This window comes from Glycomyces amatae (assembly GCF_020991375.1).
Classification (GTDB): Bacteria; Actinomycetota; Actinomycetes; order Mycobacteriales; family Micromonosporaceae; genus Glycomyces; species Glycomyces amatae.
This window is the reverse complement of record NZ_JAJLQZ010000003.1, coordinates 377,640-404,160: the sequence shown is the minus strand read 5'-3', so window position 1 is coordinate 404,160 and position 26,521 is coordinate 377,640. Positions and strand designations below refer to the sequence as shown.

Sequence of the window (26,521 nt, the reverse complement as noted above, 5' to 3'; positions counted from 1 at the left end):
CGCGGCGTCAGAGGAGCCCCCTGAGCGCGGCGGCGACGTCCACGTTGACCAGCAGAACATAGGTGAACGTGCCCGCGCCGACGCTCAGGAGGGTCCGCCGCCCGCCGAGCAGGTGCACCGCGACGGTGACGCCGACCGCGACGAGCGCGCTCACGGCCCCGCCCGGGTCGCCGACCAGGCTGCCGCGCAGCGTCTCGGCGGCCAGGATCGCGAGCACGCCCACGGGCATCCACACCGTCAGGCTCCGCACCAGCGCCGAGGCGCGCAGGGGCTTCAGCGCGGCGAACGGGAGGGCCCGCAGCGCCAGGTCGATGGCGAAGACGGTCACGAGGACCCACGCGAGGTACCACGGGTCGAGGGCCGCGTCAGGCATCGGAGCCCCTCCGGGACCGCAGGACGCCGAGCGCGAAGCGGCCCAGCAGGAGCAGCACGAACAACAGCAGCGCGACGAAGAGCGCGGCGTCGGGCGCGAGGACGATCGCGGCCGTGAAGGCGAGTCCCGCCAGCAGCAGCGACGGCACCTGCCCGCGGGAGCGGGCCGCGTCGAGGGTGAGGGTCACGAACAGGGCGCACAGGGCGAACTCCAGGCCCTTGATCGGGCCGGGCATGACCGAGGCGACCGCGACCCCGGCGAGGCCCCCGCCGACCCAGTAGACCTGGAACGCGATCTGCGTCGACAGCAGCCGCCACGAGCTCCAGCCGTCCCGGGAGGCGGCCGTGACCGCGTAGGCCTCGTCGATGAGCGCGTAGACCGAGTAGGCCTTCGCGACCCGGTTGCGGACCACGTGGAGCGGGAACGAGAAGGCGTAGAAGACGTGCCGGAAGTTCACCAGGAGCGTCGTGAGGGCGATGGTCGCCAGCGGCGTGGCGGTGGTGATCAACCCGATGAGCAGCAGCTCGAGCGATCCGGCGTACGCCGCGAGCGACAGGGCCGGGGCGACCCACCACGGCAGGCCCGCCTGGACCACCAGAAGGCCGAACGCGATGCCGATCGGGAACATGCCGAGCCCGGCGGCGAGCGAGAGGCGGACCCCCGCGGCGATCTCGGCCCGGCGGGAGGGGCCCGGCGGCGCCTGAGGGGCCGCTGTGGTGCTGACGGTCATGCACCGATGATCGCAGCAGCGCCGCGCCGGGCGATCGCGAGTGCTCCTCGGCGGCCGGGCCAAAGCGGTTGACGCCCCGCTTAGGCTCACCGCATGGACACCACCCCCCTCCTCTGGCTCATCGGGACCGCCGGCTCGGGCAAGACCACCACGGCGTGGGCGCTCTTCTCGCAGCTCGCGCAGGAAGGCGTCCTGGCGGCGTACGTCGACGCCGACCAGGTCGGCATGGCCTACCCCGCCCCCTCGGGCGACCCCGACAACGAGCGCGTCAAGGCCCGCGGGATCGGCGCGGTCTGGGCGGGGTTCCGGGCCGCGGGGGCCCAGTGCCTCATCGTGTCCGGCGGCGTCGCCGCCGCCGAGACCGTGGCCGACTACGCCGCCCGGACCCCCGGCGCGGCGCTGACCCTCGTCGAACTGCGGGTAGGGGCCGAGGAGCGCCGCGAGCGGCTGATCGGGCGCGGCGGCTCCGAGCACCTGATCGAACCGGCCGCCCTCCACGCCGCCAGGCTGGAGCGCGACCCCCTCACCGATCGCCGCGTCGACACCGGCGGCCGCTCCGTCCAGGAGGTCGTGGCGCTGGTCCGCGACCGCATCGGCGACTGGCCCGGCGCGCCCGCGGGCGCGTGGCGCCCGCGCGGATTCGACGCGCCGGAGTCCGCAGCGGACGGCGGGGTCCCGATGGTGTGGGTCTGCGGCCCCGCCGGCGTCGGGAAGTCCACGGTGTCCTTCGCGGTCTTCATGCGGCTCCTGGCCTCCGGCGCCAAGGCCTCCTTCATCGACCTCGCCCAGATCGGCTGGTGCCGTCCCGCCGCCGCGGACGACCCCGGCGACCACCGCCTCCGGGCCCGCAACCTCGGCGCGCTGTGGCGGGCCCACCGCGAGGCCGGGGCCGAGTGCCTCGTGGTCTCCGGCTCCGGCGGGGGAGCGGCGACCGCCCGCGGCTACCTCGAGGCGGTGCCCGGCTGCGCGCCGACGGTGGTCCGCCTCGACGCCCCGCCCGAGCAGCTGGCCGAGCGGATCAGGATGCGCGCCGAAGGGATCGGTGTCGAACTCCCCGGCGACGAGCTGCGGGGGCTCACCGGGGACGGCCTCGAACGCCGCATCGGGGCCGCGCACGCCGAGGCCGCCCTGCTCGAACGGGAGGGCGTCGGCGACATCGCCGTCGACACCGGCGGCCGCACCCCCGACGACATCGCCGACGAGATCGCGGCCCTGATCGGCCCGCGGCCGGGTGCGGCGCCCGGAGGGCCGACGGCGCGGTGAGCGCGCACGCGGCCCACCGGGCCCGACGGAAGGCGGGCCGGACGGCGCCCCGAAGCGCGCGGCCGCGCACCGGTGACGCCCCCGCGCCGCAGGGGTGTCCGCAACCCCCGACAGGCGCTATCTTCCAGAGACGGCCCCGCGCCGGAGCCCGCACGGCCGGAGGAGACAGACGATGAAGCAGCTCGACGGGGCCCGAGTGCTCCTCACCGGGGCCTCGGGCCGCATCGGCACGGTCACCGCCGCGCACCTGAGCGAGGCCGGGGCCGCGGTCACGGCGCTGTCCATCGCGGAGCGCCCGCGGCCGGAGGCCGACCGCGTGATCGTCGGCGACACGCGGTCGCCGGAGGACGTCGCCGCCGCGATCGACGGCGCCGACCTCGTCGTGCACCTCGCCGCGATCCCGCACCCCGACATGGCGCCGCCCCACGAGGTCTACGCGACCAACGTGGTCTCGACGTTCAACGTGCTCGCGCAGGCGGGCGCCGCGGGCGTCCCCCGGGCCGTGGTGGCCGGCAGCATCAACGCGTACGGACTGCCGATGAACGTCCACGAGACGACCCCCGCGTACTTCCCGCTCGACACCGCCGTCCCCGTCGACATCGCCGACTGGTACTCGCTGTCCAAGCACCAGGGGGAGAGCACCGCGCGGATGGCCTGGCGGCGCTGGGGCATCGACGTGGTGACCCTGCGCTTCCCGCACGTCAACGGCGAGGAGGGCCTGCTCGCGCAGTCGCGGGCGCTCACCGAGGACCCGAGGGCGGGCCTGTGCGAGGCCTGGTCCTACCTCGACACCCGCGACGCCGCCCGCGCGATCGCGCTGTCCCTGACCGCGGACACGGCCGGCGCGCACGCGTTCCTCCTCGCAGCCGACCGCACCAACGCGCCCTACCGGACCGAGGAGCTGCTCGACGCGTTCGCGTCCGGCGCGCCCCGGCTGCGCCGCTTCGTCGGACGCGAAGTGCCCGTCGACCTCACGCCCGCGCGCGAGCTCATCGGCTTCGAGGCCCGCCACGAGATCCCGGTCCCGACGCTCGACCTCCCGGCCCGGTTCCGGTGACCGCCCCGAAGCGGATCGGCGAGCGGCCTCCGCGCTCCCGCGGCGCCGCGCTCGGCCCCGGCCGCCGACCGGTTCGGCGGCAGGGAGGCGCCTCGCGCCGCGGGCCGCGAAGACCGGCGGCCCCGGCCGGAGGGGCGCGGACGCGCGTCCCCGGCGGCCGCGGAGCAGCGCCTCCGGCGCTCAGGGACTCCCGGTGGAGCCGCGGGTGATCAGCGTGGTCGCCAGCTCCTCCCGCGGGGCGTCCCGCGGCGGGTCGGCGACGATGCGCAGCAGCATCCGCATCGCGGCCTCGCCCATCTCGGCGATCGGCTGGCGCACGGTGGTCAGCGCCGGGCGCAGCCACTGCACCTCGGGCAGGTCGTCGAACCCGACGACGCTGACGTCCTCGGGGATGCGCAGCCCCAGCGACTCCGCGGCGTCGTACACGCCGACGGCGATGTTGTCGGTGCACGCGAAGACCGCCGTCGGCGGCGACGCGCCGCCCAGCAGCGCGGCGGCGGCCGCCTCCGCCGCCCCCGCGGCGGACCAGTCGATGTGGACCACGCGCACGTCGTTCCCCCTCCGCCTCGCGGCCGAGCGGAACCCGTCGACGCGGGCCTGGCTGTAGAGGTGCCCGCGGTGGGCGCCGAGCACCCCGAACCGGCGGTGCCCGAGCGCGAGGAGGTGCTCGGCGGCCGCGCGCCCGCCCGCCCAGTTCGCGGCGCCCACGCTCGCCACGGTGCTCGGCGGCTGCGTCACCGGGTCGAGCAGGACCACCGGGACCTGCGCGGCGGCCAGCGTCGCCAGCTGCTCGGCCGTCACGTCGACCAACGCGAGCACCGCGCCGCGCAGGTTCCGCTCCAAAAGCCGCGTCAGCCAGGCGCCGTCGCCGCGCGCCACCGAGACCACGAGGTCGACCCCCGCGGCGGTGGCGGCCCGCTCGACGCCGCTGAGGGCCCGGTTCGCCCACGTGCCCTCGACCCCGCTCAGCACCAGGTCCACCAGCGCGGGGCGGTCGACCCGCGGCACCGCGCCCCGGCCCGAGCGCCCGCGGTAGCCCAGGTCCGCCACGGCCCGCATCACGCGGGCGCGGGTCTCGGCGGAGACGTCGGAGCGGCCGCTCAGCACCTTGGAGGCGGTCGGCACCGTCGTGCCCGCCGCCTCGGCCACATCGGCGAGGGTCGTCCGTCGGGGCTGCTCCATGGCGAGAGCATACCGACGGGACCGGAAGTTGCGCAACTTCGGGCGCCGTGACCCCACTGGTTTTATCGAGAAACTCTTGTCATAATGAGCGGCGAGGCGCCGAACCGACGCTGAACTTGCGCAACTTTTGGAGCGAACACTCCCATGGCAGCAGAGCACAAGCGCGCGCTGGTCGTGCGCGGCGGATGGGACGGGCACCAGCCCGTCGAGGCCACCGACTCCTTCCTCCCCTTCCTGAGCGAGCACGGGTACGAGGTCCGCGTCGAGGACGCCACCGCCGTCTACGCCGACGCCGGCTACATGGCCACGGTCGACGTCATCGTCCAGACCAACACCATGAACACCATCGACAAGGACGAGCTGCGCGGCCTCATCGCCGCGGTCGAGAACGGCGCCGGCATGGCCGGCTGGCACGGCGGCATCGCCGACTCCTACCGCAACAGCTCCGACTACCTCCAGTTCATCGGCGGCCAGTTCGCGACCCACCCCACCCGGGCCCCGCAGGAGGAGCTGAAGGGCGAGGCCGCCGACTGCTTCACGCACCACACCGTCAACATCGTCCCCGAGCGGGCCGACCACCCGATCGTCGAGGGCATCGGGGACTTCGACCTCCACACCGAGCAGTACTGGGTCCTCTCGGACGAGTACAACGACGTCCTCGCGACCACCACCATCCCCGTCACCGCCTACCACGCCTGGCACCGCCCGGTCACCTGCCCGGCCGTCTGGACCCGCCTGTGGGGCGAGGGCCGGATCTTCGTCGCGACCCCCGGCCACGACACGGGCGTCCTCGCCGACGCCAACGTGCGCACCATCATCGAGAGGGGCATCCTGTGGGCCAGCCGCTGAGGGTCGGCATCGTCGGCGTCGGGGCGATCTCCGGCCAGTACCTGTCCACGTTCGAGCGCCTGGAGTCGGTGCGCCTCACCGCGGTCGCCGACGCCGACCCCGCCCGCGCGGAGGCCGTCGCCCGGGCCCGGGGCGTGCGCGCCCTCGCCGTCGACGAGCTGATCGCCGACGCCGAAGTGGACGTGGTCCTCAACCTCACGATCCCGGCCGCGCACGCCGAGATCGCGCTCAAGGCCGTCGCCGCGGGCAAGCACGTCTACGGCGAGAAGCCGCTCGCCGCGACCCTCGAGGACGCCGAGGCGATCATCGACGCGGGCCGCGAGGCCGGCGTGCGCGTGGGATGCGCGCCCGACACCGTCCTCGGCACCGGCGTCCAGACGGCCCGCAAGGCCATCGACGACGGCGCGATCGGCGCCCCGGTCGCCGCCACCGCCACGATGGCCACGCCCGGCCACGAGCGCTGGCACCCGAACCCGGACTTCTACTACCAGCCGGGCGGCGGACCGCTGCTCGACATGGGGCCGTACTACGTGACCGCGCTGGTCACGCTCCTCGGCCCGGTCGCCTCGGTCATCGGCGCCGCGAGCCACACGCGGGACGAGCGCACGATCGGCTCGGGCCCGCGCGAGGGCGAGGTCGTTCCGGTCGCCGTCGACACCCACGTGACCGGGGTGCTGCGGCACGAGTCCGGCGCGCTGTCGACCCTCGTGATGAGCTTCGACTCGGTCGCCACCCGGGCCTCGAACATCGAGGTCCACGGCCAGTCCGGCTCGCTGATCGTGCCCGACCCCAACGGGTTCGACGGCGACGTGCTGCTCCACCCGCTCGGCGGGGCGTGGGAGACCCTGCCGCCGAGCGCCGGATACCGGGGCGCGGCGCGCGGTTACGGCCTCGCCGACCTCGCGGCCGCCCCGGAGGGCGTCCCCGCCCGCGCCGACGGCGCACTGGCCTACCACGTGCTCGACATCATGACCTCGCTCCTGGCCTCGGCCGAGGGCGGCGCGGCGGTCGCCGTGGCGAGCACGTGCGAACGCCCCGCGGCGGTCCCGCTCCAGGACGCGCCCCAGGCCGCCTGAGCGCACCGCCTCGGACGGCGGCGGACTCGCGGCGCTCGTCGCCGCGGACCCCGGCCGCGCGCGACCTCGGTCACCCGACCCGCGCCCCGACCGGACAGCGGCAGACCGCGCACCCGCCACCGCCCGGCCGGGGCGGCGGGCCGAGGGCGGGCCGGGCAGCGCGCCTCAGGCCGCGTAGCGGGCCGGGGTGGTGCCCACGACGCGCTTGAAGTGCCGCGTCAGGTGCGACTGGTCGTAGAAGCCGGTGCGCGCCGCGACGGCGTGCGGCGGCTCCCCGGCCAGCAGGAGCCTCCGCGCCCGGTCCACGCGGCGGGTCAGCAGGTACTGGTGCGGTGCGATGCCGAACTCGAGGCCGAAGCACCGCACCAGGTGCGCCGGGTGGGCGTGCAGCGCCGCCGCCGCCTCCCGCAGGCTCACCCCGGCGGCTACCCGCCCGTCCAGCAGGTCGCGCATCCGGTGGGCGAGCCGCCGGTCCCTCCGGGGCGCCGCGGCCTCGTGCTCCCGCCGCAGGTGCCCGCGCAGCCGCTCGGCGATCAGTTCGACGCGGCTCTCGGCCTCCAGCTCGTCGCCCGGGCGCAGCAGGGCCCCGTGGAGCCGGTGGATCCGCTGCCGCAGCACCGGATCGGCGATCTCGGGGCTGTCGACCGCGCGGCCGGCGAGCGCCTCGTCGAGCAGCGTCCCGTCGAGGTACAGCACCCGCTTGCGGAAGCCGCGGGGCGTCGCGGAGCGGCCGTCGTGCGCCACCAGCGGCGGCAGCAGCGTCACCATGCCGTCCAGCGCGCCGTGCTCGTGCCGGTCCAGGTCGTACCGGACCGCGCCCTCGTCGACGATGAGCAGCGTCCACGTGTCGTGGACGTGCATCGGGTAGGCGTGGTCGGTGAAGCGGGCGTGGAAGGCCTCGGCGATCCCGCCCACCGGCGGGCGCCAGGCCTGGATCTGCGACGGGGCCACCACGTTAAGAACGTACAAGACGGGGGGTCCGGCGATTCGTAGCGTTGCACGCATGGAGCAAGAGAGTGCACCGGTGCGTTTCGACACCAAGATCGCGGTGCTGCTGCGCGAGGACCTCGCGGTCTGGCAGCGCCTGAACGTCACGGCCTTCCTCGTCAGCGGGATCGGCCCCGCCGAGCCCGAGGTGGTCGGCGAGCCGTACGCGGACGCCGACGGGGTCGGCTACCTGGCCATGTTCCGCCAGCCGGTGATGGTCCTCGAAGGGCCGGGGGAGCTGCTGGGCGCCGCCCGCGCCAAGGCCGCCAAGCGCGGCCTGGCGCTCTCGGTCTTCACCGCGGAGCTGTTCGCCACCGGCAACGACCGGGACAACCGCGCCGCGGTCGCCGCCGTGGCGTCCGACGAGCTCGACCTCGTCGGCGTCGGGATCCACGGCCCGCGCAACGCCGTGGACCGGGTCGTCAAGGGCGCCCGCATGCACCCCTGAACCCCGGGGCCCCGCAGGCCGGGAAACCGGTTTGCGGGGCGGCCCCGCCGGTGGCACGCTGCGGACATGGCGCCCCAGTACCAGATCCGAGCCGACTTCGACGACCGCACCGTCACGGTCTACCAGGCGTACGCGCCCGCCGTGGCCGACGCCGCGCTGCGGGCCGGCCGGTTCACCGCCCCGTTCTCGTTCAACCGGATGACCTGGATCAAGCCGTCGCTCCTGTGGCTCATGCACCGCAGCAACTGGGCCCGCAAACCCGGCCAGGAGCGCGTCCTCGCGGTGCGGATCACCCGCGAGGGGTGGGAGGAGGCCCTCGCCGCGAGTGCGCTCACGACCGGCGACCCGGCCGCCCTCGCGGCGGCGGCCGTGCACGTCCAGTGGGACCCTGAGCGCTCCCCGCGCGGGGCCGCGCTGAACCACTACAGCATCCAGGTCGGCGTCGGCCGCCGCCTGATCCGCGCGTTCAACGACGACTGGATCGTCGCACTGACCGATCTCACCCCGCAGGTCCGCAAGGCCGCGGACCTGGTCCGCAGCGGCCGTGCCGCGAAGATCGGGCGGCTCCTGCCCCCCGAGCGCCCCTACCCGCTGCCCGAGGCGCTGGAGCGGCGCATCACCCCGTGACCGCTCAGAACGAGTCCACATAGGTCACGGCGAAGCCCGCGCACGGCACCAGGTACGCGCAGGCCACGACCGTGATCGCGGTGAACGAAGGGCGGTCCCGCAGCAGCACCCGGTACATCGCCAGCAGCGCGGGCGTCGCGACCAGCTGCAACGGCACGAGCGAGGTGTCGAGCACGACGCCGTTGAGCGACAGGAGGAACGCCAGGACCGCGCTGGCCGTCCACAGCGCGAATCCGAGCTCGAAGACCGCGCGCGGACCGAGGGACACCGCGATGGTCCCGACGCCCGCCTCCCGGTCCGCGTCGCGGTCGGCGGCGACGGTCGGCAGGTACAGCCCGGCCGCGGCCAGGACGCCGACGACGGCGATCGGCCACGGGAACCCCTCCGCCGCACCGGTGAAGGCGACCCAGCCGCCCAGCGGCCCGAGCACGCCGACCACGGCGTTGGACAGCAGGTCGGCGCCCGGCCTGGCCTTCAACCGGACCGGCGGGGCGCTGTAGGCCCACCCGAGCAGCACCACCAGCGCGACGCCGACCGTGAACAGCACCCCGAGCGGGACCGCGGCCAGCACCGTCAGCACCCCCGCCGCCACCGCGATCCGGAGCGCGGCGCGCCGCGGGACCCGGCCCGCGACCAGCGGCGAGTCGGCCTTGCGCGGGTTGAGCCGGTCGGTGGCGAGGTCGTTCGCGTCGTTGACCGCGAGCACCGCGAGCCACAGCAGCGGCCCGGTGACCAGGAGCAGGTGCAGCATGGTCACCGCCTCGGGCCCGCGGGGGACGATGCGGCGCGTCGCGAGCGCGAACCCGACCTCCGCCATCACGAACGACGCCGTCCAGAAGCGCGGCCGGGACATGGCCAGCAGGTCCCGGGCCCACCGCCGCGCGCCGGACGGTGCCGCCGGAGGCGCTTGCAGGAGTGCGGATCTCATGGATCCAGTCTCGGAGCGCCCGGCGCCGCGGGCCTCCCTCCGCAGCGTGAAGCGGCTCCCTCGCGCGAGGGAGCCGCTTCACGCGCGCACCGCCCGTCTCAGGGCGCGGTCAGCGCCTCCGTGGGGGAGAGGCGGGCGGCCTTCACCGCCGGATAGAGCCCGGCGACCGCGCCGATCGCCGCCGTCGCCGCGACGCCCCCGGCCAGCACCCACGCAGGGACGGTGGGCGGCCAGCCCTGCCACGCGGCATAGGCGGCGGTGATGCCCGAGCCGAGCGCGACCCCGCCCGCCCCGCCCAGCAGCGACAGCAGCAGCGACTCGGCCAGGAACTGGCCCCGCACGTCCGCCCGGGTCGCCCCGAGCGAGCGCCGCAGCCCGATCTCGCCGCGCCGCTCCAGCACCGAGATGACCATCGTGTTCGCCACCCCGACACCGCCGACGAGCAGCGCCACCGCGCCGAGCCCGAGCAGCAGCCCCGTGAACGACGCCTCCGCGGCCTCGGCCGCGACCAGCGCGTCCGAAGGGCGCGACACGTCGACCTCCTCGGGATGCTCCGGGTTCGCCGTCGCGCCGAGCACCGCCTGCACGTCGGTCACGGCCGTCTCGGCGGCCCTGGCGTACACCTCCGTGGCGTGCAGGTCGAAGTCCAGGTACCTCTCGGCCGCCGCCCATCCGACGAGCGCGGCGTTGTCCAGCTCCGGCGCCAGCTCCACCGGCGCGAGCACGCCGACCACGGCGAACCACCGCCCGCCCAGCCAGATCTGCACCTCCGGCCCCGCGCTCACCCCGAGCGCCCCGGCCGCGTCCGCGCCCAGGACCACCGCCGGGAAGTCCCCGGCGGCCCCGTCGATCCACCGGCCCGCGGCGACTTCGGCGCCGACGACCTCCAGCAGGTCCGCTTCCGCGGCCTTCACCGCGATGCCGCCCGACTCGTTCCCGGGGATCAGATCGGTCCGGTACACCTTCGCGTCCACGGCTCCCGTGGCCGCCGCCGACTCGACCGGCGCGATCCGCTCGATCATCGGCACCGCCTCCAGGGGCAGCTGCGAGTCGCCGCCGAACAGCGACTGCCCCGGACCCACGGTGAGCAGGTTCGTGCCCAGCTCCGCGAGTTTGCGGTCCAGCTCGGCCGAACTGGACGCCGAGATCCCCACGACCGCCGTCATCGCCGCGATCCCGATCGCGATCCCGACGGCCGACAACGCCACCCGCAGGGGCCGCGTCCGCAGGCCGTGCGCGCCGACGCGCAGCAGATCAGTCCACCGCATCGCGCACCACCCGCCCGTCGCGCATCTCGATGCGCCGCGGCAGACCCGCGGCGATGTCGCGGTCGTGCGTGATGACCACGACCGTGGTGCCGCCCTCGTGCAGGCCCCGCAGCAGCGCCATCACGGTCGCACCCGACACCGAGTCGAGGTTCCCGGTCGGCTCGTCGGCCAGCAGCAGGCTCGGACCGCCCACGATCGCCCGGGCGATCGCGACGCGCTGGCGCTCGCCGCCGGACAGCTCGTGCGGGCGGTGCCCGACCCGGTGGGACAGGCCCACCCGCTCAAGCGCGGCCGCAGCGGCCTCGCGGCGCCTCACGCGCCGCTCCCCGCCGTAGAGGAGCCCGTCCGCGACGTTGTCGAGCACCGACATCCCCTGCGCGAGATGGAACTGCTGGAACACGAAGCCGAGTTCGGCGGCGCGCAGCCGCGACAGGCGGCGGTCCGACAGCGCCGAGACGTCCTCGCCCGCGACCCGCACCGTGCCCGACGTGGGGCGGTCGAGCGTCCCGGCCAGGTTCAGCAGCGTCGACTTGCCCGACCCCGAGGGGCCGCAGATCGCCACGAGCTCGCCCGCGCCGATCGCGAGCGTCACCGCCTCGAGCGCCGTGACCCCCGGGTAGGCCTTCGCGACCTGCTCCAGCGCCACCACGCTCACGACGCCACCGCCACGGTCATGCCCGCGGCCAGCTCCGGGGACGCGACCTCGACGAGGCCGTCCGCGAACACGCCGGTCTCCACCGGCACGAGCGCCGTCGCGGCCCCGTCGACGACCTCGACGCCGTAGCCGCCCTCGCGCAGCGCCAGCAGCGCCTCGACCGGGACGGCGAGCACGTCCTCGCGGGTCTCGGACACCAGCTCCACGGTGACCGGCGCGGACACCAGGTCCCCGAGCAGGGACTGGTCGTCGACGCCGATCGCGACCTCGACGGTCTCAGGCTCGTCCTCGGCGGCGGCGCTCACGGTCTGGCCGATCGCGTCGACCACGCCCGCGGCCTCGGTCCCGTCCGGCAGCGTCACCGCCACCGCCTGGTCCACGGCCACCAGGTCCTGGTCGGCGACCTCCAGCTGCACGGTCACGCGCCGCCGGTCGGAGGTGTAGCCCAGGACCGGCCCGTTCGCCGGGTCGCCCACGGCCGCGACCTGCTCGGCCACGCGCACCGGACCCGGGGAGAACAGGACCGCGCCCACCGCCACCGCCCCGGTCTCCTCCATGCCGTTGTCGTCCTGCCACCGCTCGACCGCCTCGGCCGTCGCGTCGGTGTACGCGTCGTCCTCGGTGAACCCCTCGTACCCGAGCTCGACGAGGTTCGACTCCAGCTGCGCGACATCGGGTCCCTCGACCCCCGGCGCCAGGTCCCTCCACAGGGGGAGGTCGCCGTGCATGGCGACCACCGGCACGTTGTCGACGTCGTACACCGCGTCGCCGGCGCCGATCACCGATCCGGCCTTCGGCAGCCAGGTCACGGTCCCGGGCACCGAGCCGTTCAGCGTGCGCACGTCGCCGTAGGAGAGCGTCCCGACGACCTCCTCGGACTTCGCGAGGTCCCGCTGCTCGACCGTCGCCGTCGCCCCCGGGTCCTCGGCCGCCGCGGTCGGCTCCTCGCCGCCGGCCACGTGCACCGCTCCGGCGGCGGCCAGCCCCGCCGCGGCGACCGCGCCGACCGCGATCGCCACCGTCCGCCGCCTCATTCGCCGCGCACCTCTCCGAGGACGCCCTGGCACGCCTCGAGCGCGGCGTCCCAGTCCGGGTCGTCGCCGCCCTCCTCGAGCAGCGTCGGCCCGAAGCCCTCCTCGCCGGGGTCGGGCATGTCCTCGACGCCGTTGTCCCGCATGCACTGCGAGAACTCCAGCATCGCCGCCCGCATCTCGGGGTCGTCGAGGTCCTGCTCGCCGGAGGCCAGGTGCTCCTGGCAGGCCTCGACGGCCTCGGCCTCGTCCGCCATGATGTCGCGCAGCTCCTCCGCGCCCTCGAACCCGCCGTCGGGATCGGGGTCGGGGAAGTCGACGCCCTGCTCCCGCATGCACTCGGCGAAGTTCTGGAGGGCCTCCTCCTGGCCGACGTCCTCGCTCGGCGACTCCTCGGCGGCCGAGCCGTCGACGCTCGCGACTCCATCGTCCGGCTCCTCGCTGCACGCCGCGAACAGCATCAGCGCCCCCAGCGCCGCCGCCGCGAGCCCTACTCGTTGCATCATGTGTCGTCCCCTTCCAGAGACCGGTCGACATCAGTGCGGCAAGTGAAGCCCCCCGCGCGTGTGTTCTCCGTGAGCGTCCGCGCTTACGCGGGCCTTATGCGGGCCCGGGCAGACTGGGGACCGGACGAGGGAGGGACTCGCATGCGCGTGCTGGTGGTCGAGGACGAGCGGATGCTCGCCGACGCGATAGCGAAGGGGCTGCGCGCCGAGGGCATGGCCGTGGACGTCTGCTACGACGGCGACGCCGCCCGGTTGCGCCTGGCCGCCTACGACTACGACGTGGCGGTCCTGGACAGGGACCTGCCGCGCGTCGGCGGCGACGACCTCACCCGCAAGGTCGTCGCCGGGCCGCACGCGACCAGGGTCCTCATGCTCACCGTCGCCTCCGGGATCGACGACCGCGTCAAGGGCCTGTCGATCGGCGCCGACGACTACCTCGGCAAGCCCTTCGCGTTCACCGAGCTCGTCGCCCGCGTCCGCGCGCTCGCCAGGCGGGCGACGCCCGCCGCGCCGCCGGTGCTCGAGCGCGCCGGGATCAGGCTCGACACGGTCGGGCGCCAGGCGTTCCGCGGGGAGCGGTACGTGCCGCTGTCGAAGAAGGAGTTCGGGGTGCTCGCCGAGCTGCTGCGGCCCGGGGCGGCCGTCGTCTCCGCCGAGCGGTTGCTGGAGAAGGTCTGGGACGAGCATATCGACCCGGCGACCAACGTGGTCCGGGTGACGATGATGACGCTGCGCCGCAAGCTCGGCGACCCGGTCGTCATCGAGACGGTGCCCGGTTCGGGGTACGTGGTCCGCGGGGAGCGGCGATGAGACTGCGCACGAGGCTGACCCTCTGGTACGGCGGGGCGTTCTTCGCCGCCGGGGCCGTGCTCATCGCCGTCGTGTACCTGATCGTGCGCGACCGCGTCTCCCAGAACATGCCCGACACCGGTGACTCCCTGGACGCGATCGCCCGGATGCGGGCCCAGTTCGGCGCGGAGGACGCGGAGCTGGCGGCGCTCATCGAGACGGTGATACGGCGCCAGGAGGCCGCCAACGACGCCACGCTCCAGGCGGTCCTGCTCGGCTCGGTCGCGGCGCTCGTGGTCGTGGGCCTGCTCGCGGTCGCCTTCGGCTCCCTCATCGCCGCGCGCGTGCTGCGCCCGATCGACGCGATCACCGCCACCGCCACGCGCGTCGCCGACCGGTCCCTGCACGAGCGCATCGGCCTCCAGGGCCCGAACGACGAGCTCAAGCGCCTCGCCGACACCTTCGACGGCATGCTCGCCAGGCTCGACAGCGCCTTCGAGGGCCAGCGCCGCTTCGTCGCGAACGCCTCCCACGAGTTGAAGACGCCGCTGGCGATCAACCGGACCCTGCTCGAGGTGGCGGCGGCCGGGCCGGACGCCGACCACCGGGTGCGGGACCTGGCCGCGAACCTCCTGACGGTCAACGAGCGCCACGGGCGGCTCATCGACGGCCTCCTCCACCTCGCCGGGAGCGAGCAGGCGCCCGTCGACCCCGCGCCGGTGGACCTGGCCGACATCGCGGCGCACGTGGCCGCCCAGTTCGCCGCCGAGGCCGACGAGGCCGGTGTGACGGTGGACGTCGAGGCCGGCGAGGCCGTGGTCGTCGGCGACGCCGTGCTCCTGGAGCGCCTCGTGTCGAACCTGATCGCCAACGGCGTCAGGCACAACCGCGCCGGCGGCACCCTCCGGGTCGCGACCGGCGCGGCGGGCGGCAGGGCCCGCCTGGCGGTGGCGAACACCGGCCCGGTCGTGGCCGCCTACGAGGTCGACTCGCTGTTCCAGCCGTTCCGGCGCGGCGAGGGACGCGACCGCATCGAGTCGGTCCGGGGCGTCGGCCTCGGCTTGTCCATCGTGGATTCGGTTGCGCGCGTGCACGATGCCGAACTCACCGCGATCCCCGGGCGCGAGGGCGGCCTGCTCGTGACCGCGGTGTTCCCGGCGGCCTGAACCCGGCCCGCCCCCGAGATCCGATGGGGGCGGGGCCTGAAGCCCGGCCTACACGGGCCTGACCGGCTGCCGCAGCACGGTCTTGAGCTTCGCGGGCGCGGTCCGCCGCGCGTCGCTGAGGTAGATCTCGTGGTGGTCGCCGTTGAACTCGTACCCGTTGGCGGGCATGTACTCCCGGTGCAGCCGTTCCAGCACGGGCCCCTCGTCGTCGTAGGAGCCGACGTGCAGGATCTGGACGCAGGTGCCTTCGGTGAACGTGAAGAGCCGGAGGCCGGCGAGGGCGGGGTTGTCCCGCTTCTCCGCGACGGCCGCCACGGCGTCCCGGACCATCGCCTCGGTGATCCAGTCCGGCTGGCCGATCATCATGGTCCACGACCACGCGCTCTTGTCCCGCTCGGCGAACGCGGCCGGGTCGTCCGCGCGCCACAGCCCCTCCATGGGCGCGACCGTGAAGTCGCGCCGCAGGGCGCGCTTGCTCGCGAACTTCAGCGTGTAGGCGGTGCCGTACAGCGCCTCCACCGCGTCCGCGTACTCGGGCGACGTGTTCGGGTCGCCGTGCCCGTCGACGGCGAGGTAGCGCATCTCGGGCACGTCGACCACTGTGAACGCCTTTGCGGTCGGCGCGTACAGGTCGCGGCGGGCCTTCTTGACGTCGTACTTGTCCATCATGCTCTCCTCGGTGAATACGGCCCGCGTGGCCTCGGTCCAGCCGAGGTCGGCGGCGAGCATGGCCTCGCTGTGGTCGAAGACCGCGGCGGCGCCCGCGGGCAGGGGCTCCTGCGCGGCGCGGGCCGCCCGGACCTCGGCGAGCCGGGCCCGCAGCGCCTCCAGGCGCAGCGCCAGCCCGGCGGCCACCTCGGCGTCCGGCAGCACCGCGCTGTTCGCCATCGCGATTAGGACGCGGGACCGCATCGGCGCCGCGTCCGCCAGCGCCCCCCGCACCGCGTCCGCGCACGCGGCCAGGCCCGGGGCGGTCGCCCGGAAGACGGCCCGCGACTTCCCCCGAGCGGGCCCGCCGACCGCCTCGATCAGGCCGCGCCCCGCGAGCTTGTCGAGCACGTAGTAGATCGAGGAGAATCCGAGCGAGGTCCAGGCGCGCACGCCGCGCTCCTCGATGACCCGCTCCAGCTCGTACCCGTGGCGCGGCCGCTCCACGAGCAGGCCGAGCACCGTGAACTCCCCATCGGTCAACGCGGTCATGCCGGTATTCTAGTACTGGAATAGACGGCGTCGCCCGGCGCCTCCGAGGCGCGGCCCGGGGCCTTGACCGCCAGGCGACTTTATGCTTAAAATTCGCGGCGGCGCGCCACCGGGCCCGAACCATCGGGCCCCGCGACGGGAACGGAGGGCGGCCGGTGAGCAGACCGCCCGATCCGCGGCGCAAGGCCAGCATGGCGGACGTCGCCGAGCGCGCGGGCGTCTCGGTCATGACCGTCTCGAACGTCATCAACCGGCCCCAGGTCGTCGCCGAGGCGACCCGGGACCGGGTCCACGCCGCGATGGACGAGCTGCGCTACCGCAACAACCTCGTCGCCCGCAGCCTCCGGCTCGCGCGGCCCCGGCAGATCGGGTACGTGCTCCCGCCCCGCGACACCGCGGGCAACCAGTACATGGACGCGTTCCTCCACGACCTCGCCGCCGCCTGCCAGGCCGCCGACCGCAACCTCGCCCTCATCACCGGCCTCGACCCCGAGGCGCTCATGACCGCCTGCGAGGACCTGTACTTCGGCCAGTCCGTCGCCGGGTTCGTCATCTCCAACGTCGGCTCCGACGACCCCCGGCCCGTCGGACTCCACGAGCGCGGCATCCCCTTCGCCGCCTACGGCCGCACCGGCGAGGCGTTCGCGAGCCCCTGGAGCTGGGCCGAGGGCGACGCCGCGCTCGGCATCGCGATGGCCGTGGAGCACCTCGCCGAGCGCGGCCACCGCGAACTGGCGTTCGTGGGCGCCGACCCCCGCAGCGTCACCATGGCCCAGCGCGAGCAGGGCTACCGGGAGGCCTGCCTCCGCCTGGGGCTCGGCGGATCGGTCGCCGAGAGCCGGATCGCCCGCTGCGGCGGCGACCTCGCCACCGGCGTCCGCGTCACCGCCGACCTCCTCGACGCGCCCTCGCCGCCGACCGCGCTCGTCTGCACCTCCGACCAGCTCGCCGCGGGCGCGGTCATCGCGCTCCAGAGCCGGTGGCTCGCCCCCGGCCCGGACGTGGCCGTCACCGGCTACGACGACACGCCGCTGACCTCGTTCGGCGCCGTCGGCATCACCTCGGTCCGGCAGGCGTCGGCGGCCATCGCCGCCGAACTGGTGCGCCTGGTCGTCGACCCGCCCGCCGAGCCCGAGCACGTCCTGCTGCCGCCCCGGCTCGCACTGCGCTCCAGTACGGAACGCGCCGCGTGAGACGCCGCGCCGCCGCCGCGGCCCGAAAATTTTAAGCTCACAACACACCCGCAACAGAAGGAGCACCAGGACATGGCCAACGAACCGATCCGCGTCGTCGTGTGGGGCGAGAACCGCCACGAGCAAGTCGAGCCGTCGGTGGCCGAGCGCTACCCCGACGGGATGCACGGCGCCATCGCCAAGGGCGTTGGCGAGTGGCTCGGCGGCAAGGCGACCATCACCACCCACACCCTCGACGAGCCCGAGCACGGCCTGACCGGCGACGTGCTGGGCGAGACGGACGTGCTCGTCTGGTGGGGCCACGCGGCCCACCACGAGGTCGACGACGAGATCGTCGAGCGCGTCCACCGGCACGTCCTCGCCGGCATGGGGCTCATCGTGCTCCACTCCGGGCACTGGTCCAAGATCTTCACGAAGCTCATGGGCACCACCTGCACCCTGCGCTGGCGCAGCGAGCACGACCGCGAGCTGGTGTGGACCGTCAACCCCCAGCACCCGATCGCCCGCGGCATCCCGAACCCGATCGTCATCCCCGAGCAGGAGATGTACGGCGAGTACTTCGACGTGCCGACCCCCGACGAACTCGTCTTCATCTCCGGCTTCACCGGCGGCGAGGTCTTCCGCAGCGGCATGACCTACCGCCGCGGGTTCGGCCGGATCTTCTACTTCAGCCCCGGCGACCAGGACTTCCCCGTCTACCACCACCCGGACGTGAACCACGTGATCGCCAACGGCGTCGAGTGGGCCCGCCCCGACCGGGAGCGCGAGACGCCGACGCTGCTGCGCTACGAGACCGACGACTTCTTCAACGGCCAGGGCTACAAGGGGGCGTTCGAGCGATGAGCTTCCGCACCATCGCCGGCGACGGGCCGCTGCGCCTCGTCGTGGTCGGCGCCGGCGGCATGGGGCGGGCCTGGGCCCGCACCGTCCGGGACGCCGAGGACACCGAGCTCGTCGGCATCGCCGACCTCTCGTCCGCCGCCGCCGAAGCGGCCGCCGAGGAGGTCGGCGCCCCCGGCCTCGCCCTGGGCGCCGACGCGGTCGAACTCGCCCGCCGCACCGGTGCGGACGCGATCGTCAACGTCACCGTTCCCGAAGCGCACCACCCGGTCACGACCGCGGCGCTCCTGGCCGGGCTCCCGGTCCTGGGGGAGAAGCCCGTGGCCGCCAGCGTGGCCGAGGGCCTCTCGCTCGCGGCCGCGGCCGAGCACACCGGGCAGCTGTTCATGGTCAGCCAGTCCCGCCGCTACCACCGCTCGCTCCACCAGGCCAAGCGGCGGCTCGCCGGACTCGGCGCCGTCGGCATCGTCGCGGTCGACTTCTTCAAGGCGCCCCGGTTCGGCGGCTTCCGCGACGAGATGGCCAGCCCGCTCCTGCTCGACATGGCCATCCACCAGTTCGACATGGCGCGGTTCCTCCTCGACGCCGACCCCGTCTCGGTCTCCTGCGAGGAGTACAACCCCGCCTGGAGCTGGTACGCCGGGGACGCGGCCGCCACCGCCGTCTTCGCGATGGAGGGCGGCGCCCGCTTCGTCTTCAACGGCAGCTGGTGCAGCCCCGGCTTCGAGACCTCCTGGAACGGCTCCTGGCGGATCTCGGCCGAGCGCGGCACCGTCCTGTGGGACGGCGAGGGCGAGCCCGGCGCCGACCCGGACGAGGCGGCCGAGCCCGCCGACGACCCGGGGCGGGAGATCGCGGGGTCCCTCCGCGAGTTCGTCGCCGCCCTGCGCCGCGGGCGCGAACCCATGGGGCGCGTGCACGCCAACGTCATGAGCCTGGCTATGGTCGAGGCCGCGACGCAGAGCGCGTCGCAGGGGCGGCGGGTCGCGGTCGACGACGTGCTCGACCGCTCCTACGACGCCGCGCTCGCCACCGAACGCGACGCCGACGTCCGCGCCGTCATGAAGGCGTGGCCGTCCGTCCGCGACGCCCTGAGCCTGAAGAAGGAGCCGCAGTGAGCGACACCGGGACCCTCAACATCGGCATGGTCGGATACGCCTTCATGGGCGCGGCCCACTCCCACGCGTGGCGGACCGCGCCGCGCTTCTTCGACCTGCCGCTCGCGCCCCGCATGGCCGCGGTCGCCGGGCGCGACCCCGAGCGGGTCGCCGCCGCCGCGGCGAAGCTCGGCTGGGACTCCAGCGAGACCGACTGGCGCCGCCTGATCGAGCGCGACGACATCGACCTGGTCGACATCTGCGTCCCCGGCGACATGCACGCCGAGATCGCGATCGCCGCGCTCGAGGCGGGCAAGCACGTGCTGTGCGAGAAGCCCCTGGCGAACTCGGTGGCCGAGGCCGAGCGGATGACGGCCGCCGCCGAAGCGGCCGAGGCGCGCGGGGCGTTCGCCATGTGCGGCTTCAGCTACCGCCGCACGCCGGCGCTCTCGCTCGCGAAGCGCCTGGTCGAGTCCGGGGCGCTCGGGCCGATCCGGCACGTGCGCGCGCAGTACCTCCAGGACTGGCTCACCGACGAGAACGCGCCGCTGACCTGGCGGCTCGACAAGTCGAAGTCCGGTTCGGGCTCCCTGGGGGACATCGGCGCGCACATCATCGACGCGGCGCAGTGGATCTCGGGCGCGAACGTCACCGGCGTCTCGGCGCTGACGGAGACGTTCGTCAAGGAGCGCCCCGTCGGCGGCGACTTCGTGGGCCTGGGCGGCCACGGCGGCGCCGACGGCCCGAAGGGACCGGTCACGGTGGACGACGCCGCGATGTTCACCGCCCGGTTCTCCGACGGCGCCGTGGGCGTCTTCGAGGCGACCCGGTTCGCGCTGGGACGCAAGAACGCGATGCGCCTGGAGCTCAACGGCTCCAAGGCGTCCCTCGCGTTCGACTTCGAGGACATGAACTCGCTGTGGTTCTACGACGCGGCCGACGAGCCCAACGCGGGCTTCCGCCGCATCCAGGCCACCGAGCCGGAGCACCCGTACACGGGCAACTGGTGGCCGGTGGGGCACGGGCTCGGCTACGAGCACGGCTTCACGCACCAGGCGGTGGACCTCGTGGAGGCGATCGCGAACGGCGAGCGGCCCGCTCCGTCGTTCGCCGACGCGCTCCAGGTCCAGCGGGTCCTGGCGGCGGTCGAGGCGAGCGCCGGGGACGAGAGCCGCTGGACCGCGGTCTGATTCCAGCGCAACGACGTTGAGGCCCGGCCGCGAACGCGGCCGGGCCTCCCGTGTCCCAGGACCAGGGGCGCGGAACCCTCGGCGGTCGCCGTCCGGCCGTCGCAGCGCGGCGGCGGGCCGCGCCCCCGCCGGTGCCGAAAGACCGACCCGACCGACCCATGGACTCGGACGTCGACTCGCCCACGGACCGCGAACACCCCTGGCGCGGCGACCGAGCTTGCGCCGCAAGGACGTCGGCGCCCCGCTGCGTCAGACGCGGCGCCCTCGCGCGGCCGGGTCACCGGAACGTTCCTCGTCCAAGTCGCCTGGTTCGGCGCCCTCGCGCGGCCGGGGCCGGGGGACTCTGGCCTATGTCGACGCCGGTACCGCGGGCGCGGCCGGGGCGCCGCTCGGCGGCGCGGACCGGGACGGGCGCCCGGGCGGTCCGCCACCGCGCCGCGAAACGGACGCGGACGCCCGAACCCGCACTCGCGAGTGAAGCCCAGCTCACATCCGGACCGAGCCGCCATCATAGAATGAAAACCGATGTCATTATCTCTCCGATCTCCGAACGAAGAGGACCCCCATGGCAACCACGGCCGCCGCCCAGCGGCAGCGGGCACCCCGCGACGGCACCCGCCCCCGCCGACCCGTCGCGCTCCTCGCCGCCGCGCTCACCGCCGTGCTCGCCGCCTCGGCCCTGGTCGCGATCGGCGCCGGATCGGCCTCCATCCCGCCCGCCGACACCGCCGCCTACCTGTGGGCCTCGCTCACCGGCGGCACCATCCCCGCCGACGAGGTCGGCCGCTACCAGATCGTCTGGCAGATCCGCACGCCCCGCGTCCTGCTCGCCGCGCTCGTCGGCGCCGGCCTCGGCGCCATGGGCGTCGCGGTCCAGGCCATGGTCCGCAACCCCCTCGCCGAGCCCTACCTCCTCGGCGTCTCGGCCGGCGCCGCGACCGGAGCGGTCGCCGTCGGCGTGTGGGGCGGCCTCGGCGCGCTCGGCATCTACGCCGTCTCCGGCGGCGCGTTCCTCGGCGCGCTCGCGGCCGCCGCCGTCGTCTACCTCGCCGCCGCCCAGAGCACCGGCCTCAGCCCCCTGCGCCTGGTCCTGGTCGGCGTCGCCATGTCGTTCGCCTTCCAGGCGGCCATGAGCGTCCTCGTCTACTTCGCGCCCGACGCCGAGGCCGCCAGCACCGTGCTCTTCTGGACGATGGGCGGGTTCGGCGCGGCGAGCTGGACGACGCTCCCGATCGTCGCCGTCGCGGTCGCCGCCGGGATCGCGGTCCTCGCCCGCAAGGCCCGCGTCCTCGACGTCCTGTCGCTGGGCGAGGAGACCGCATCGAGCCTCGGCGTCGACACCGGGCGCCAGCTCGCCTGGCTGCTCGCCCTCACCTCGCTGGTCACCGGCGTCATGGTGGCCGCCTCCGGCGCGATCGGGTTCGTCGGCCTCATCGTGCCGCACGTCGTGCGCATCGCCGTGGGCGCCGACCACGGCAGGGTCCTGGCCGTCGCGCCGCTCGCCGGCGCCGTCCTCATGGTCTGGATCGACCTGGCCTCCCGGACCCTCGTCGCCCCCAGGGAACTGCCCGTCGGCGCGGTCACCGCGCTCATCGGCGTGCCCGTCTTCGTCTACCTGCTGCGCCGCCGCGGCTACCTGTTCGGAGGGAGCTGACATGGACGTGCGCCTCGACCGGCTCGGCGTCGACATCGGCGGCACCGCCATCGTCCGCGACCTCACCCTCAGCGCTCCTTCGGGTTCGGTGCTCGGCATCATCGGCCCCAACGGCTCCGGCAAGACCACGGCGCTGCGCGGCGTCTACCGGGCGCTGCCGCCCTCCAGCGGCGCCGTCTGGGTCGGCGACCGCGACCTGTGGCGGCTGCCGCGGCACGAGGCCGCCCGCACCGTCGCCGCCGTCACCCAGCAGCACCGCACCCACCTCGACTTCACCGTCGCCGAGATCGTCGCGATGGGGCGCCACCCGCACCACCGCCACGGCGGCCGCCTCAGCGAGGCCGAGCGGCGGCTGTGCCGGGAGGCCATGGAGCGCGTCGACGTCGCCCACCTCGCCGACCGCGGCGCCCTCACCCTCTCCGGCGGCGAGATGCAGCGCGTCCTGGTCGCCCGCGCCCTCGCGCAGCAGCCGAGCGTCCTCGTCCTCGACGAGCCCACCAACCACCTCGACCTGCGCCACCAGCTCGGACTCCTGTCCCTCATCGCCGCATCGGACCTGACCGTCCTCGCCGTCCTGCACGACCTCAACCTCGCCGCGGCCGTGTGCGACCGGATCGCCGTGCTCGCCGAGGGCCGCGTCGTCGCGGTCGGCGAGCCGCACGAAGTGCTCACCGCGGAACTGCTCGCGACCGTGTTCGGCGTGGACGGCGAGGTCGTCCCGCACCCGCGCACCGGCCGCCCGCAGCTCCTCTACTCGATCCCCGACACCGAAGGAACCCGAACATGAACGCCACCCGCCGCGCGCCCGCCCTCGGCGCCGCCCTCGCCCTCGCCCTGGCCGCCACCGCATGCGGCGCCGAAGTCGAGTCCGCGGAGGACACCGCCTCGGTCACCGTCGACCGCTGCGGCGAGGCCGTCGAGTACACCGTCCCGCAGCGCGCCGTCGTCTACGAGGCCGGCAGCGCCGACAAGCTCTTCGCGCTCGGCCTCGCCGACCACGTGCACGGCTACGTCATGCCCCCCGCGAACCCGCCCGTCGAGGAGTCGCCCTTCGCCGACGACTACGCCGGGACCGAGTTCCTCTCCGACGACCTGCTCAACCGCGAGCTCGTGGTCGACGCCGGCGCCGACTTCGTCGTGGCCGGATGGAACTCCGGCTTCAGCGAGGAGCGCGGCATCACCCCCGAGATCCTCGACGGCCTCGGCATCCAGAGCTTCATGCACACCGAGTCGTGCTTCAACTACCCCGGCTTCCCCGAGGAGACCACCCCGCTCGAAGGCCTCTACACCGACCTCGAGCGCCTCGGGCAGATCTTCGACGTCGAGGAGGCCGCCGCCGAGCTCGTCGCCGACTACCGGGAGCGCGTGGCCGCCGTCGAGGCCGCCGCCCCCGAAGGCGAACCGCTCAAGGTCTTCCTCTACGACTCGGGCACCGACCAGCCCTACACCGCCGGGAACCAGGTGCCGCCCAACGACATCTTCGCCAAGGCCGGCGCCGAGAACGTCTTCGCCGATCTCGATGAGCGCTGGACCCAGGTCGGCTGGGAGCCCGTGGTCGACGCCCAGCCCGACGTCATCGCCGTCCTCGACTACCAGGACCAGCCCGCCGAGGAGAAGATCGCCTTCCTCAAGTCCAACCCCAACACCGCCGACCTCCCGGCCGTGGTCAACGACCGCTTCTTCATCCTCGACTACAACGAGGCCATCAGCGGCCCGCGGATCATCGACGGCATGGAGGCCTTCTCCGAGTACCTGAACTCGATCCAGTGACCAAGGCGCACCAGGGGACCGCCCCGAGCGAGGCGCGGCTGTGGGCCGACCTGTGGCCGCTGCTGCTGGCGTCGGCGATCGGCCTCTTCCCGTTCACCGTCTACTCGACGTTCCTGGTGCCGATCGCCCGCGCCGCGGGCGGGGACGTGGCCGCCGTCGGGGCCCTGCGCGGCCTCGGCGGCGTCGCCGCGCTCGTCGTCGGCGTCGTGTCGGCGCCGCTCCTGGGGCGCTTCGCCAAACGGCGCGTGAGCGCCGCCGCGCTCGCGGCCCTCGCCCTCGGCTCCCTCGCGGCCCTGCATGGCAGCTACCCGGCGCTCGTGGCCTTCTGCGCCCTGATCGGCACGGCCACCGCGCTGCTGACGCCCGCGCTCCTCGCGGCCGCCGCCGACCGCTACGCCGACGAATCGACCTCCGGCAGGGCCGCGACCCTGGTCACGGCCGCGCAGTCGCTCGCGGCCGTCGCCGCGGGGCCGGTCATCGGCGCCCTGGCCTCCCAGGCCGGATGGCGCGGGGCCCTCGTCGCCACCGCGATCGTCGCCGCGGCGCTGGCCGCGGGCTTCTCCCTGCGGCCGGACCGCCACCGCCGCCCGGACCCGGCGGAGCCCCCGCCGGGCTACCTCGGCTCGTTCCGCCGCCTCGCGGGCGACCGGGCCCTGTCGGCGCTCATCGCCGCGGCCTCCCTGCGCACCGCCGCGTTCATGGGCTGCCTGTCCTACATGGCCGCCTGGTACGCCCACGCCTACGCGCTCGGCGCCGCCGCGTTCACACTCGTGTGGACCCTCAGCGGCCTCTCGTTCTTCCTCGGCAACTACGCGGCCGGGCGGTGGATCGCGAGGACCGAGGCGCCCCAGCGGGTCGCGGCGGTGCTGCTCGCGGGCGTCGTCGCCGCGACCGCCGGGCTCATCGCCCTGTTCGCCGCTCCCGCACTCGGGTTCGCCCTGGCCGCCACCGTGGTCCAGTCGGCGGGGCACGCGGTGACGGCGGCGGCGATCACCGTGCTGATCGTCCGCCGCGGCGGCCCGCTGCGCGCGGCGGCCCTGAGCGTCAACGCCGCGGGCATGAGCTTCGGGGTCTTCGCGGGCGCCGCCCTCGGCGGCGCCGGGCTGGCGCTCTTCGGCTACCCGGGGATCGCCGCCGCGCTCGCGCTCCCGCTGCTGGGCGCCCTCGCGATCGCCGCGGCGCTCGCCCTGCCGCGGCCCGCGCCGGACGGCGCGGCGGCCGGCCACTGAGGACTCCCGTTCACAGCAGGTGCTCCATGCCGGGGAAGAGGGCGCTGATCTGCTCCGGCTCCGGGGTGACGAACCGGCCCTCGGCCTCCACGAGCGCCCTGCCGGGCCGGGCGTCGGCGGTCACGCGGCCGCGGACGCGGATCGAGCGGCCCTCCCGCTCGACCACTTCGGCCGCGGCCGTGAGGGGCGCGTCGAGCGGCACCGGGGCGCGGTAGGCGAACCTGAGGTCCACCGTCATCGACGGGCGGCCGGTGGTGCGCGCGGCCCAGCCCATGAGCTCGTCGAGGATCAGCGCGGTGACGCCGCCGTGGGCGAACCCGGGCGGCCCCTCGTGCGCGGACCCCAGCCGGAAGCGGCCGCTGACGCCGTCCTCGCCGCGCACCACCGCGACCGGGGGAGCGCCGGGATGGCCGACGCCGGTCACGGGGCTGTAGGCGCGCCGCCCGACGCGCAGGTCGTCGAGGTCCGGGATGGACCCGAGCGGGCGCTGCCCCGCCGCCTCGAGCTCCGCGGCGAGCTTCTCCGCCCGCTCCGCGAGGGCGTGCAGCTCCGCGGGCCCGGCCGTGGACCGGACGGCGGCCTCGGTCAGGCGCCGCAGCCCGCCGCCGAGGGCGGCGGCGGCCTCGCGAAGGTCCGATGCGTCGGTGGTCATGGTGCTCCTCTGCGGTCGCCTGCGATATGACACCCGTTATAGCCACGGCTCGCGTAGGCTATCACAGTCGTCATAACCCAAGGAGGTCTCGGATGCAGACGCCAGCGGCGCCCCGCGAGCGGATCGTGGCCGGCGCGGCCGACATGATCAGCCGCCGCGGCCTGAACGCCACCAGCATCCGCGAGCTCGCCAAGCACGCGGACGCGCCCCTGGGCTCGACCTACCACTACTTCCCGAGCGGCAAGGGCCAGTTGGCGACCGAGGCGGTGCGCTTCGCGGGCGAGAGCGTCGCGCGGAGCCTGCGGAAGGAACTCCGGGCCGGTCCGCGCGAGGGCGTGGCCGCGTTCCTCGCGCTGTGGCGCGGCATCGTGGTCGGCACCGACTTCCGCGCCGGCTGCCCGGTGCTCGCGGTCGCCGTCGAGGAGCCCCCGCCCGGCGTGGTGCCCGAAGCCGTCCTCGCCGCCGCCGAGGTCTTCGCCGAGTGGGAGCGGCTGCTCGCCGACTCCCTCCGGGCGCACGGCCTCGGCGGCGACCGGGCCGACCAGGTCGCCACGCTCATCGTGGCCTCCGTCGAGGGCACCGTGGCGATGTGCCGGGCGCAGCGCGACACCGCGCCCCTCGACCGGGTCGCCGCGCAGCTCGACGCGATCATCGCCGCCGCCGTCGAGTCCTGACGGCGCCCCCGGGGCGGGCGGTTCGCGCCCCCGATTCGGGGAATCCCCGCCCGGAAGCCGCCTCGGCGCGGCCTCGACCGATACAGG

28 protein-coding genes are annotated in these 26,521 nt (G+C 74.9%); 17 read left to right on the top strand and 11 right to left on the bottom strand.

Features of this window, described 5'->3' with window-relative positions:
- Positions 1 to 7 precede the first annotated feature (7 nt).
- Together LO763_RS07030 and LO763_RS07025 are read right to left on the bottom strand one after the other, a co-directional pair.
- Positions 8 to 373: a branched-chain amino acid transporter permease gene (locus LO763_RS07030; RefSeq protein ID WP_230601248.1), complete on the bottom strand. Its 366-nt coding sequence runs from the start codon at positions 371 to 373 to the stop codon at positions 8 to 10.
- Positions 366 to 1,103, bottom strand: coding sequence for an AzlC family ABC transporter permease (locus LO763_RS07025; RefSeq protein ID WP_304608794.1), 738 nt, complete (start codon positions 1,101 to 1,103; stop codon positions 366 to 368). Before LO763_RS07025 ends, LO763_RS07030 begins: the two co-directional genes overlap by 8 nt.
- Positions 1,104 to 1,196: 93 nt before the next feature.
- Here LO763_RS07025 and LO763_RS07020 point away from each other — a divergent pair, with 93 nt between their 5' ends.
- Together LO763_RS07020 and LO763_RS07015 are read left to right on the top strand one after the other, a co-directional pair.
- Positions 1,197 to 2,366 (top strand): adenylyl-sulfate kinase, encoded by a 1,170-nt coding sequence (locus tag LO763_RS07020; RefSeq protein ID WP_230601247.1) that lies wholly within the window; start codon positions 1,197 to 1,199, stop codon positions 2,364 to 2,366.
- A 172-nt stretch (positions 2,367 to 2,538) separates the two neighbouring features.
- The gene (locus LO763_RS07015; RefSeq protein WP_230601246.1) at positions 2,539 to 3,423 is read left to right on the top strand and encodes an NAD-dependent epimerase/dehydratase family protein; all 885 of its coding nucleotides are present in this window, start codon (positions 2,539 to 2,541) and stop codon (positions 3,421 to 3,423) included.
- A gap of 180 nt (positions 3,424 to 3,603) precedes the next feature.
- Here the strand turns inward: LO763_RS07015 and LO763_RS07010 are convergent, their stop codons facing one another.
- Positions 3,604 to 4,605, bottom strand: coding sequence for a LacI family DNA-binding transcriptional regulator (locus LO763_RS07010; RefSeq protein WP_230601245.1), 1,002 nt, complete (start codon positions 4,603 to 4,605; stop codon positions 3,604 to 3,606).
- Between the two features lie 144 nt (positions 4,606 to 4,749).
- Between LO763_RS07010 and LO763_RS07005 the strand changes: the two genes are divergently transcribed.
- Together LO763_RS07005 and LO763_RS07000 are read left to right on the top strand one after the other, a co-directional pair.
- Entirely contained in the window at positions 4,750 to 5,454 is a 705-nt protein-coding gene (locus tag LO763_RS07005; protein ID WP_230601244.1) for a ThuA domain-containing protein, read from the top strand.
- Positions 5,439 to 6,530, top strand: a complete 1,092-nt coding sequence (locus LO763_RS07000) for a Gfo/Idh/MocA family protein (protein ID WP_230601243.1) — start codon at positions 5,439 to 5,441, stop codon at positions 6,528 to 6,530. The genes LO763_RS07005 and LO763_RS07000 overlap by 16 nt, the downstream gene beginning before the upstream one ends.
- Positions 6,531 to 6,695: 165 nt before the next feature.
- Here the strand turns inward: LO763_RS07000 and LO763_RS06995 are convergent, their stop codons facing one another.
- Positions 6,696 to 7,484: an AraC family transcriptional regulator gene (locus LO763_RS06995; RefSeq protein ID WP_230601242.1), complete on the bottom strand. Its 789-nt coding sequence runs from the start codon at positions 7,482 to 7,484 to the stop codon at positions 6,696 to 6,698.
- Positions 7,485 to 7,533: 49 nt separating this feature from the next.
- On the opposite strand from LO763_RS06995, the gene LO763_RS06990 reads away from it, so the two are divergent.
- Positions 7,534 to 7,965: a DUF2000 domain-containing protein gene (locus LO763_RS06990; protein WP_230601241.1), complete on the top strand. Its 432-nt coding sequence runs from the start codon at positions 7,534 to 7,536 to the stop codon at positions 7,963 to 7,965.
- Positions 7,966 to 8,031: 66 nt separating this feature from the next.
- On the top strand, positions 8,032 to 8,592 hold the full coding sequence (locus tag LO763_RS06985; RefSeq protein WP_230601240.1) for a DUF4291 domain-containing protein: 561 nt from the start codon (positions 8,032 to 8,034) through the stop codon (positions 8,590 to 8,592).
- 4 nt (positions 8,593 to 8,596) lie between these two features.
- On the opposite strand, the gene LO763_RS06980 is transcribed toward LO763_RS06985, so the two are convergent.
- From LO763_RS06980 to LO763_RS06960, 5 genes are all read right to left on the bottom strand, one after another.
- Positions 8,597 to 9,520 carry a UbiA family prenyltransferase gene (locus LO763_RS06980; protein ID WP_230601239.1) on the bottom strand — a complete coding sequence of 308 codons (924 nt, stop codon included), beginning with the start codon at positions 9,518 to 9,520 and terminating at the stop codon, positions 8,597 to 8,599.
- A 98-nt stretch (positions 9,521 to 9,618) separates the two neighbouring features.
- Positions 9,619 to 10,788 (bottom strand): ABC transporter permease, encoded by a 1,170-nt coding sequence (locus LO763_RS06975; protein WP_230601238.1) that lies wholly within the window; start codon positions 10,786 to 10,788, stop codon positions 9,619 to 9,621.
- The gene (locus LO763_RS06970; protein WP_230601237.1) at positions 10,775 to 11,443 is read right to left on the bottom strand and encodes an ABC transporter ATP-binding protein; all 669 of its coding nucleotides are present in this window, start codon (positions 11,441 to 11,443) and stop codon (positions 10,775 to 10,777) included. Before LO763_RS06970 ends, LO763_RS06975 begins: the two co-directional genes overlap by 14 nt.
- A complete protein-coding gene (locus LO763_RS06965; protein ID WP_230601236.1) occupies positions 11,440 to 12,477 on the bottom strand; it encodes a peptidoglycan-binding protein in 1,038 nt (345 codons plus the stop codon). The genes LO763_RS06970 and LO763_RS06965 overlap by 4 nt, the downstream gene beginning before the upstream one ends.
- A complete protein-coding gene (locus tag LO763_RS06960; protein ID WP_230601235.1) occupies positions 12,474 to 12,980 on the bottom strand; it encodes a hypothetical protein in 507 nt (168 codons plus the stop codon). The genes LO763_RS06965 and LO763_RS06960 overlap by 4 nt, the downstream gene beginning before the upstream one ends.
- 141 nt (positions 12,981 to 13,121) lie before the next feature.
- Between LO763_RS06960 and LO763_RS06955 the strand changes: the two genes are divergently transcribed.
- Positions 13,122 to 13,790, top strand: coding sequence for a response regulator transcription factor (locus tag LO763_RS06955; RefSeq protein ID WP_230601234.1), 669 nt, complete (start codon positions 13,122 to 13,124; stop codon positions 13,788 to 13,790).
- A complete protein-coding gene (locus LO763_RS06950) occupies positions 13,787 to 14,935 on the top strand; it encodes a sensor histidine kinase (protein WP_230601233.1) in 1,149 nt (382 codons plus the stop codon). The genes LO763_RS06955 and LO763_RS06950 overlap by 4 nt, the downstream gene beginning before the upstream one ends.
- 48 nt (positions 14,936 to 14,983) lie before the next feature.
- Here LO763_RS06950 and LO763_RS06945 read toward each other — a convergent pair whose 3' ends face one another.
- The gene (locus LO763_RS06945) at positions 14,984 to 16,135 is read right to left on the bottom strand and encodes a GyrI-like domain-containing protein (protein ID WP_230601232.1); all 1,152 of its coding nucleotides are present in this window, start codon (positions 16,133 to 16,135) and stop codon (positions 14,984 to 14,986) included.
- A 155-nt stretch (positions 16,136 to 16,290) separates the two neighbouring features.
- Here LO763_RS06945 and LO763_RS06940 point away from each other — a divergent pair, with 155 nt between their 5' ends.
- The 8 genes from LO763_RS06940 to LO763_RS06905 all read left to right on the top strand — a co-directional run bounded on the left by LO763_RS06940 (position 16,291) and on the right by LO763_RS06905 (position 25,108).
- Entirely contained in the window at positions 16,291 to 17,328 is a 1,038-nt protein-coding gene (locus tag LO763_RS06940; RefSeq protein WP_230601231.1) for a LacI family DNA-binding transcriptional regulator, read from the top strand.
- A gap of 72 nt (positions 17,329 to 17,400) precedes the next feature.
- Positions 17,401 to 18,171: a ThuA domain-containing protein gene (locus LO763_RS06935; RefSeq protein WP_230601230.1), complete on the top strand. Its 771-nt coding sequence runs from the start codon at positions 17,401 to 17,403 to the stop codon at positions 18,169 to 18,171.
- A complete protein-coding gene (locus LO763_RS06930; protein ID WP_230601229.1) occupies positions 18,168 to 19,286 on the top strand; it encodes a Gfo/Idh/MocA family protein in 1,119 nt (372 codons plus the stop codon). Before LO763_RS06935 ends, LO763_RS06930 begins: the two co-directional genes overlap by 4 nt.
- A gap of 26 nt (positions 19,287 to 19,312) precedes the next feature.
- On the top strand, positions 19,313 to 20,455 hold the full coding sequence (locus LO763_RS06925; protein ID WP_255671971.1) for a Gfo/Idh/MocA family protein: 1,143 nt from the start codon (positions 19,313 to 19,315) through the stop codon (positions 20,453 to 20,455).
- 565 nt (positions 20,456 to 21,020) lie between these two features.
- Positions 21,021 to 22,109, top strand: a complete 1,089-nt coding sequence (locus LO763_RS06920; protein WP_255671904.1) for a FecCD family ABC transporter permease — start codon at positions 21,021 to 21,023, stop codon at positions 22,107 to 22,109.
- A gap of 1 nt (position 22,110) precedes the next feature.
- Positions 22,111 to 22,896: an ABC transporter ATP-binding protein gene (locus tag LO763_RS06915; protein WP_230601227.1), complete on the top strand. Its 786-nt coding sequence runs from the start codon at positions 22,111 to 22,113 to the stop codon at positions 22,894 to 22,896.
- Entirely contained in the window at positions 22,893 to 23,879 is a 987-nt protein-coding gene (locus LO763_RS06910; protein WP_304608793.1) for an ABC transporter substrate-binding protein, read from the top strand. The genes LO763_RS06915 and LO763_RS06910 overlap by 4 nt, the downstream gene beginning before the upstream one ends.
- Complete coding sequence (locus LO763_RS06905; RefSeq protein WP_230601226.1) at positions 23,876 to 25,108, top strand: MFS transporter; 1,233 nt, start codon at positions 23,876 to 23,878, stop codon at positions 25,106 to 25,108. The genes LO763_RS06910 and LO763_RS06905 overlap by 4 nt, the downstream gene beginning before the upstream one ends.
- A gap of 10 nt (positions 25,109 to 25,118) precedes the next feature.
- Here the strand turns inward: LO763_RS06905 and LO763_RS06900 are convergent, their stop codons facing one another.
- Positions 25,119 to 25,760, bottom strand: coding sequence for a PaaI family thioesterase (locus LO763_RS06900; RefSeq protein WP_230601225.1), 642 nt, complete (start codon positions 25,758 to 25,760; stop codon positions 25,119 to 25,121).
- A 92-nt stretch (positions 25,761 to 25,852) separates the two neighbouring features.
- On the opposite strand from LO763_RS06900, the gene LO763_RS06895 reads away from it, so the two are divergent.
- Entirely contained in the window at positions 25,853 to 26,434 is a 582-nt protein-coding gene (locus tag LO763_RS06895; RefSeq protein ID WP_230601224.1) for a TetR/AcrR family transcriptional regulator, read from the top strand.
- Positions 26,435 to 26,521 lie beyond the last annotated feature (87 nt).

Coding starts and splice junctions, on each gene's coding strand:
- LO763_RS07030 (WP_230601248.1), bottom strand. CDS start 373: ATGCCTGACGCGGCCCTCGACCCGTGGTACCTCGCGTGGGTCCTCGTG.
- LO763_RS07025 (WP_304608794.1), bottom strand. CDS start 1,103: ATGACCGTCAGCACCACAGCGGCCCCTCAGGCGCCGCCGGGCCCCTCC.
- LO763_RS07020 (WP_230601247.1), top strand. CDS start 1,197: ATGGACACCACCCCCCTCCTCTGGCTCATCGGGACCGCCGGCTCGGGC.
- LO763_RS07015 (WP_230601246.1), top strand. CDS start 2,539: ATGAAGCAGCTCGACGGGGCCCGAGTGCTCCTCACCGGGGCCTCGGGC.
- LO763_RS07010 (WP_230601245.1), bottom strand. CDS start 4,605: ATGGAGCAGCCCCGACGGACGACCCTCGCCGATGTGGCCGAGGCGGCG.
- LO763_RS07005 (WP_230601244.1), top strand. CDS start 4,750: ATGGCAGCAGAGCACAAGCGCGCGCTGGTCGTGCGCGGCGGATGGGAC.
- LO763_RS06990 (WP_230601241.1), top strand. CDS start 7,534: ATGGAGCAAGAGAGTGCACCGGTGCGTTTCGACACCAAGATCGCGGTG.
- LO763_RS06985 (WP_230601240.1), top strand. CDS start 8,032: ATGGCGCCCCAGTACCAGATCCGAGCCGACTTCGACGACCGCACCGTC.
- LO763_RS06980 (WP_230601239.1), bottom strand. CDS start 9,520: ATGAGATCCGCACTCCTGCAAGCGCCTCCGGCGGCACCGTCCGGCGCG.
- LO763_RS06975 (WP_230601238.1), bottom strand. CDS start 10,788: ATGCGGTGGACTGATCTGCTGCGCGTCGGCGCGCACGGCCTGCGGACG.
- LO763_RS06965 (WP_230601236.1), bottom strand. CDS start 12,477: ATGAGGCGGCGGACGGTGGCGATCGCGGTCGGCGCGGTCGCCGCGGCG.
- LO763_RS06960 (WP_230601235.1), bottom strand. CDS start 12,980: ATGATGCAACGAGTAGGGCTCGCGGCGGCGGCGCTGGGGGCGCTGATG.
- LO763_RS06955 (WP_230601234.1), top strand. CDS start 13,122: ATGCGCGTGCTGGTGGTCGAGGACGAGCGGATGCTCGCCGACGCGATA.
- LO763_RS06950 (WP_230601233.1), top strand. CDS start 13,787: ATGAGACTGCGCACGAGGCTGACCCTCTGGTACGGCGGGGCGTTCTTC.
- LO763_RS06945 (WP_230601232.1), bottom strand. CDS start 16,135: ATGACCGCGTTGACCGATGGGGAGTTCACGGTGCTCGGCCTGCTCGTG.
- LO763_RS06935 (WP_230601230.1), top strand. CDS start 17,401: ATGGCCAACGAACCGATCCGCGTCGTCGTGTGGGGCGAGAACCGCCAC.
- LO763_RS06930 (WP_230601229.1), top strand. CDS start 18,168: ATGAGCTTCCGCACCATCGCCGGCGACGGGCCGCTGCGCCTCGTCGTG.
- LO763_RS06925 (WP_255671971.1), top strand. CDS start 19,313: ATGGTCGGATACGCCTTCATGGGCGCGGCCCACTCCCACGCGTGGCGG.
- LO763_RS06920 (WP_255671904.1), top strand. CDS start 21,021: ATGGCAACCACGGCCGCCGCCCAGCGGCAGCGGGCACCCCGCGACGGC.
- LO763_RS06915 (WP_230601227.1), top strand. CDS start 22,111: ATGGACGTGCGCCTCGACCGGCTCGGCGTCGACATCGGCGGCACCGCC.
- LO763_RS06910 (WP_304608793.1), top strand. CDS start 22,893: ATGAACGCCACCCGCCGCGCGCCCGCCCTCGGCGCCGCCCTCGCCCTC.
- LO763_RS06900 (WP_230601225.1), bottom strand. CDS start 25,760: ATGACCACCGACGCATCGGACCTTCGCGAGGCCGCCGCCGCCCTCGGC.
- LO763_RS06895 (WP_230601224.1), top strand. CDS start 25,853: ATGCAGACGCCAGCGGCGCCCCGCGAGCGGATCGTGGCCGGCGCGGCC.